The sequence below is a fragment of the Oleiphilus sp. HI0086 genome (assembly GCF_001635225.1).
Genome location: NZ_LWFZ01001071.1, coordinates 1 through 6253, shown reverse-complemented (window position 1 = coordinate 6253; position 6253 = coordinate 1). Strand labels below are relative to the sequence as shown.

The 6253-nt window shown below is 43.9% G+C and carries 7 protein-coding genes; 3 read left to right on the top strand and 4 right to left on the bottom strand.

The genetic code is table 11. The features are described 5' to 3' along the window. Together bamC and dapA are read right to left on the bottom strand one after the other, a co-directional pair. Positions 1-1048 (bottom strand): outer membrane protein assembly factor BamC (gene bamC, locus A3756_RS19080; protein WP_068554311.1); only part of this gene is annotated, 1048 nt, incomplete at its 3' end. Beyond that, positions 1048-1923 (bottom strand): 4-hydroxy-tetrahydrodipicolinate synthase, encoded by an 876-nt coding sequence (gene dapA, locus A3756_RS19075; protein ID WP_068507802.1) that lies wholly within the window; start codon positions 1921-1923, stop codon positions 1048-1050. The genes bamC and dapA, both read right to left, overlap by 1 nt. A 179-nt stretch (positions 1924-2102) precedes the next feature. On the opposite strand from dapA, the gene A3756_RS19070 reads away from it, so the two are divergent. Further along, positions 2103-2645: a glycine cleavage system protein R gene (locus A3756_RS19070; RefSeq protein WP_068507804.1), complete on the top strand. Its 543-nt coding sequence runs from the start codon at positions 2103-2105 to the stop codon at positions 2643-2645. Between the two features lie 49 nt (positions 2646-2694). Then, positions 2695-3156, top strand: coding sequence for a peroxiredoxin (locus A3756_RS19065; protein WP_068507806.1), 462 nt, complete (start codon positions 2695-2697; stop codon positions 3154-3156). A gap of 51 nt (positions 3157-3207) precedes the next feature. Here the strand turns inward: A3756_RS19065 and A3756_RS19060 are convergent, their stop codons facing one another. Together A3756_RS19060 and A3756_RS19055 are read right to left on the bottom strand one after the other, a co-directional pair. Next, on the bottom strand, positions 3208-4275 hold the full coding sequence (locus tag A3756_RS19060; protein WP_068554310.1) for an AI-2E family transporter: 1068 nt from the start codon (positions 4273-4275) through the stop codon (positions 3208-3210). Between the two features lie 84 nt (positions 4276-4359). Beyond that, positions 4360-4596 carry a sulfurtransferase TusA family protein gene (locus tag A3756_RS19055; RefSeq protein ID WP_068507810.1) on the bottom strand — a complete coding sequence of 79 codons (237 nt, stop codon included), beginning with the start codon at positions 4594-4596 and terminating at the stop codon, positions 4360-4362. 180 nt (positions 4597-4776) lie between these two features. On the opposite strand from A3756_RS19055, the gene A3756_RS19050 reads away from it, so the two are divergent. After that, a complete protein-coding gene (locus tag A3756_RS19050; RefSeq protein WP_068554308.1) occupies positions 4777-6216 on the top strand; it encodes a M48 family metalloprotease in 1440 nt (479 codons plus the stop codon). Positions 6217-6253 lie beyond the last annotated feature (37 nt).

Genomic DNA, 6253 nt, shown 5'->3' with positions numbered 1-6253 from the left:
TCGTTAATAGTTCGGTAGCTGTATTGGAGTCAAAGCTATCATTCAAGGCCTTGACTCGAACCTCATAGGCATCAGCCTGTTCGAGTGCGCTGCCGGATATCTCGATAGAGAAGTTATGCTCTTTAGCTTTTTCTTGACGATGCTCTTCCGTCGAAAACCATGAATCCAGCTCATCTCGACTTAAATAACTGACAAAGTACTTTCCTTGCGACTGATCTATATCAGAAACCAGCACCTCTGAAGCTTTAAGCGCTTTACCTACTTCTCTCCATGACCGAAGGTAACTAAGGTTTAGCTTTAGGTACTTTCCGCCTTGATCATCTTCTAGCAAAAAAACACGTGGTTCACCACTAATGTCATTTGCAAGTAGGGAGTGTCTATTTCGCTGGACATCTGAACTAACAAACTCGCCAACCGCATTTAGTATCTTTGTTTCAACCTTAGGTAAAGATGCAGCCTTACTCCATGAGGCTTCAGTAAGAACACCTCCCGCTGGCACTAGCTTCACCTGTAGCTCGGCAGTATTGCGCCTAACACCTTGAAGTAAGTTTGCCAGTAAAGCAACCTGCCCTGTCATCCCGGACTCACGCACAAGCTCATACAACGGTGAGCTTTCGGCAATAGCCTGAGTCATTACATAACCCTGCTGGATTAACTGCTGGCTAGTTTTTACGCCCTGCTCTTGCCAAAAAAAATCGAGCATTGGCCAAACTTTTCCTGGCGAAGAGTACAAGCGCAGCCAGGTCTGATCTTCAATTGACTCAACCAAATATGGATCTGCACTTAAAGCTGCCGTAGCATTTGGAGGTTTAGGTAGCTCATAACCCTCCTGATCAGAACTGGCCGCTTTACGATCAACGTTCGGAATAGGATAACGAGAACCAATTTTTAGATCTGAATACCCCTCCGGCACAGTAATCCTTTGGCTTGTCTCAGCAGCATTGTACTCCCCAGATCTGTCTTTGATCAGCCCACATGCCGTTAATGCGAAAGCAGAAAAAACCAGTAAGGCCCGACGGGCAATAATTTTAATAGTTATATCACTCATCAAATCAGTTTTTTCGCTGTTAACGCAGACTCTACTTGCGAATGATATTGTTTGCTTAGCTCAGTCAATGGCAAGCGAATACCTGAGCCAATCAGACCCATTCTATTTAACGCGAACTTAACAGGTATGGGGTTAGCTTCAACGAACATTGCTTCGTGAACTGACGCCAACTGATCATTCAAAGTTTGAGCTTGCTCAGCCTTACCATCAAGCGCTAGGCGACAAAGCTGACTCATCTCAGCAGGAAGTACATTAGCTGTAACTGAAATATTGCCTTTGGCACCCGCCAAGATCAACTTATAAGCAGTTTCATCATCACCCGAATAGACCGGCATTTTGCCATTTAAGGACTTGATGAGTTCACTGCCACGAGCAATATCACCTGTGGCGTCTTTAATGCCGACAATATTAGGTACATCAGCTAAACGAAGAACCGTCTCGTTCTGCATATCAACAACTGTTCGACCCGGTACGTTGTAAAGAATCTGATCAATTTCTACTGCTTCAGCAATCGCTTTATGATGAAGGTATAGGCCTTCTTGAGTAGGCTTGTTGTAATATGGCGCCACCAGCAAGCATGCATCAGCACCAAGCTTCTTAGCTTCACGCGTGAGTTCAATAGCCTCTGAAGTAGAGTTTGCGCCTGTGCCAGCGATAACAGGAATTCTTCCAGCAATACGTTTAATTATATGATCGATAACGCTGCAATGCTCTGCAGGGTCGAGCGTTGCAGACTCACCAGTGGTACCAACAGCAACAATAGCATTAGTTCCTTTTTCGACATGGAAGTCCAGCAGGGAATCCAAACGTTCCCAATCAAGACTTCCGTCTTCAAACATGGGCGTTACCAGGGCAACAATGCTGCCTTCAATCATATTGATCTCCAAGAAAATATCTGCGCACTTTTTACTCAAAAACAGATACTGAAACGGTACAAAGTAAAAACAATCGCGTATGTTAATGCCGAGATGGTTTTTTCACAAGTAAACATGCCTTACTATATGGCAAAGAAACAAAAATATCGTCCAACAACCCACTCAACTAAGGCGAAATTATGGGCAATACAGATCACAAACCAAACTTTTTGGTTATTTCTTCTATTGGCACCGACAAGCCAGGTATCGTTAATGAGCTAGCAAAAGCCTGCTCGACCAACCAATGCAATATCATAGACAGTAGAATGACAGTGCTCGGGGGCGAATTCGCCGTGATAATGATGGTTTCCGGCGCTTGGGATGCTATAGCAAAACTTGAAGCGAGCCTACCAGCACTGTCCGAGTCACTTGGTCTTACCACCACTGCGAAGCAAACACAGCAGCGGGACAGCCACCCTGCACTAGCGTATACGGTTAGCGTTGTTGCATTGGATAACCCGGGTATCGTTCACGAGATTGCACAGTACTTTTCCTCTCAGAATATAAACATTGATGATTTGCAAACCGGAACCTACAGTGCCCCGCACACCGGTACACAAATGTTTAATCTATCAATGACAATTCGACTGTCAGCTGATACTCACATTGCTAGCTTGAGAGATGAGTTTATGGACTTTTGCGACGAACGTAACCTCGACGCGATCATTGAACCTTTGCGCTAGCAAACTTATTTAACTTAACACTACACAGCAACTAAGGGCTACGCATAAAATGGTAACTTTAAACGAAAAGGTCGGTGCCTTCACTGCCGCAGCAACGTCAGAAACAGAGATAACGAATGACAGCTTAAAGGGCAAAAATACGGTTATTTATTTTTACCCAAAAGACAACACGCCAGGCTGCACAACTGAAGGCCAGGAGTTCAGGGACTCAATTAAAGAATTTGAAGCCTGCAACACTCAGATTCTAGGTGTTTCAAGAGACTCTATGCGCACTCACGAGAACTTTAAAAAGAAACATGAATTCCCTTTTGAGTTAATCAGTGATCCGGAAGAAGAATTTTGTAAGCTTTTTGACGTAATTAAACTTAAAAAGCTTTACGGCAAAGAATATATGGGAATTGAACGCAGCACCTTTATCATCAATGCAGAAGGCACTCTTGTTAAGGAATGGCGCAAAGTAAAAGTCAAAGGCCATGTTGCTGAAGTACTCAAGGCTTGCAAAAGTCTCTAGTCAAAAGAAGTGGCGCCATAACAAGCGCCACTATTACTAAATTTCGCTAGTTTAGATAGAAGTTTCTACTCCCCCTCTTCTTGGCCAGGCAGTGACAACAGCCTTTATCATCGTAGCCAGAGGGATGGCAAAAAACACGCCCCACACCCCCCAGATACCACCAAAAAATAATACCGATACAATTATTACCGCTGGGTGAAGATTAACAACCTCTGAAAATAGCAATGGAACTAGAACGTTTCCATCGATCACCTGAATCACCAGAAAAATTAGCATGACGTAGTAAAACTCTTCATGCAGGCCAAATTGGAATAAGGCAATGAGCGCTACGGGTATTGTCACCAATATGGCACCAATGTAAGGAATAACAACAGATAAGCCAACCAGAATAGCCAATAGAGCCCCATAATTAAGACCCATAAAAATAAAGCCAATATATGTTGTTCCACCTACAACCGCGATTTCAACAAACTTTCCTCGAACATAGTTTGCGAACTGGAGATTCATCTCCTCCCAAACCTGAGTCATTAAGCGCCTATTCTTGGGCAAGATACCGACAATAGAGTTAACGATTGAGTCTCTGTCTTTAACAAAGAAAAAAACCAACAAGGGCACGACAATCAAATAGATCATAGCCGTGATAAACACGGGAACACCCTCAATAGATTGTGACACTAACCACTGACCGAAATTAGCAACCTCTCCTGTAGCCTGCTGAACTAAGGCATCAAGCTCCGATATAGTAATAATATGAGAATAATCTTCTTGTAGGGTAAAAATATGAGATTTAAGATTGTTAAGAATATTGGGCGCATCTCCGACCAACGATGAGAGCTGTCGCCATACCAACGGCATTACCGAAAATATAAAACCGAACACTACCCCTAGGAATAATATATAAGAACTGTAAATCGCAGCCTTATTGTTCATTCCCTTGGACACGAGATAAGCAATAAAGCCTTGAAGCACATATGCGAGGATAACGCTGGCAATAACCGGCGCCATAATGTCGCCCCAAAGCGATATAAACACCAAACTTCCGCCGATTAAAATCAACAGCACAACAGCTTCTTCGTCTGAAAAATATCGGTCAACCCAAGACCGTAATACCTGGAGCATAAATTTGCCTAAAAGAGGTTTGAAACCGGACACTTACTAAAATCAATGCCCATAAATTAGAATACTAAGCGGGAATGAAACGCCTTAGCGCTTAATAATATAGTACACAAAGCGCGACGATTCTAAGTCTTCTTCAGAAGATTCGATTAACTCATGAGCTGTTAAAGCTATAAACGAAGCGAAATCCCTAACGGAGCCCTTATCAGTGGCGATCACTTTGACACATTCACCAGCCGACATCTTATTTAATTGCTGTTTAGCTTTGAGCAATGGCATCGGACAGGCCTCACCAGAAGCATCTACTAAATAATCGAATTGCATAACTACCTATCAATAAAAACAAAACCCAAGGAAAGAACATCTTATAGCAGCGACAGGAGGTTATACAAGCTAATCTCAGACAGCTGCCACCCTAGTTCATTCTGACAAAGTATTCACTTGCATCTGCTCCGAATTCGGCCTATATCTAAGAACCTAACACACCATACAATACAATCGAAGATGCCACGACGACAAAGCCTTAGCTTTTTACTACTCTGCTTACTAATATCGAGCACTCACGCAGACTCGAGCACTGATACAATCCCTAGCCTTGGCAATAGCTCGTCAAACCTCGTTTCAATCCAGCAAGAAAAAGCCCTAGGCAACGCTTGGTTGCGCACATTTAGACGCCACACCCAAGCCTATGATAATCCTTTAGTCACCGAATACCTCACCAACCTTGTATATAAACTCGCGCCAAACTCTGCCGTAATCGATCGCGACTTCACCATTACAATTGTCGACAATCCAAGCCTAAATGCCTTTGCAGTACCTGGTAGCATTATTGGCGTAAACGCAGGGTTATTCTTTAACGCCAATACCGAACAAGAATTTGCATCCGTTATTGCTCACGAACTCGCCCACCTCAGCCAAAGACACTACGCCCGCATGCTCGAACGACAAAAGCTTGCGGCGCCACTGACACTCGCCGGCTTTCTGGCAAGCGCAATTATTGCTGCGACAGCTGGTTCAGAAGCTGGCGTCGCTGCACTGGCAAGCACTCAGGCACTTAGTGCAGAGAAACAACTAAAGTTTTCACGCAAAAACGAACAAGAGGCTGACCGCCTAGGTATTAAGATTTTAGCAAATTCAGCTTTCGACCCGCGAGCAATGCCAAAGATGTTTGAACGCATGTACAAACAAACACGGCTCAGAGCAGAGAGCCTCCCAGAATATCTATCAACACACCCTCTGTCCGATACGCGAATTAGTGATACGCGAGGGAGGGCTGAGCAGTACCCCAGAGCACGCTATCGAGATGACATTGACTTTCACTTTAGTAAAAACATGATCATTAGTGACTATGCGGAATCCAGGCAAGCTGCAGTTGAATACTTCAACAATATTCTGCAAAAGGGTAATACGACACAAATTAGTACCGCGACATTTGGCCTTGCCTATGCTCACCTAAAAACCAAGCCCCTCAAAACGATTGAGCTTCTGGAAAAACTATTAGAGCAGTATCCTAACCAGATATCGATCAACACCATCTATGCGCAAGCATTATCCAATGCCAGCCGCCACACCGATGCAATCAGCACCCTTGAGCAACAATTAAGCAGGAACCCTCACAACTACTCTTTATCTCGAGCGCTGGCAAAAGCGTATCTTGATGCAAACAAAATTAAGGAATCGAATCATCTACTCACTAAAATGAGCCTACGTTACCCTGAAGACCCCGAGATTTGGTACTTACTTGCTGAGGTAGCGGGGCTCGCTGGTGATATCGCGCATTTGCACCAAGCACGAGCAGAATATTTCTACCTTACCGCTAGAATGAATCAAGCTATCGAGCAGCTTAGCCTTGCCTTGAAAAAAACCACAAGTGAGCTTGATGAACTTAAGATCCAGTCAAGACTGGACCTCTTCTATGCCATCAAAGAAAACCCGCTGTTTTAAACGCGCAAACAGGGTGAATGGAAAGCCAAAGTTATTT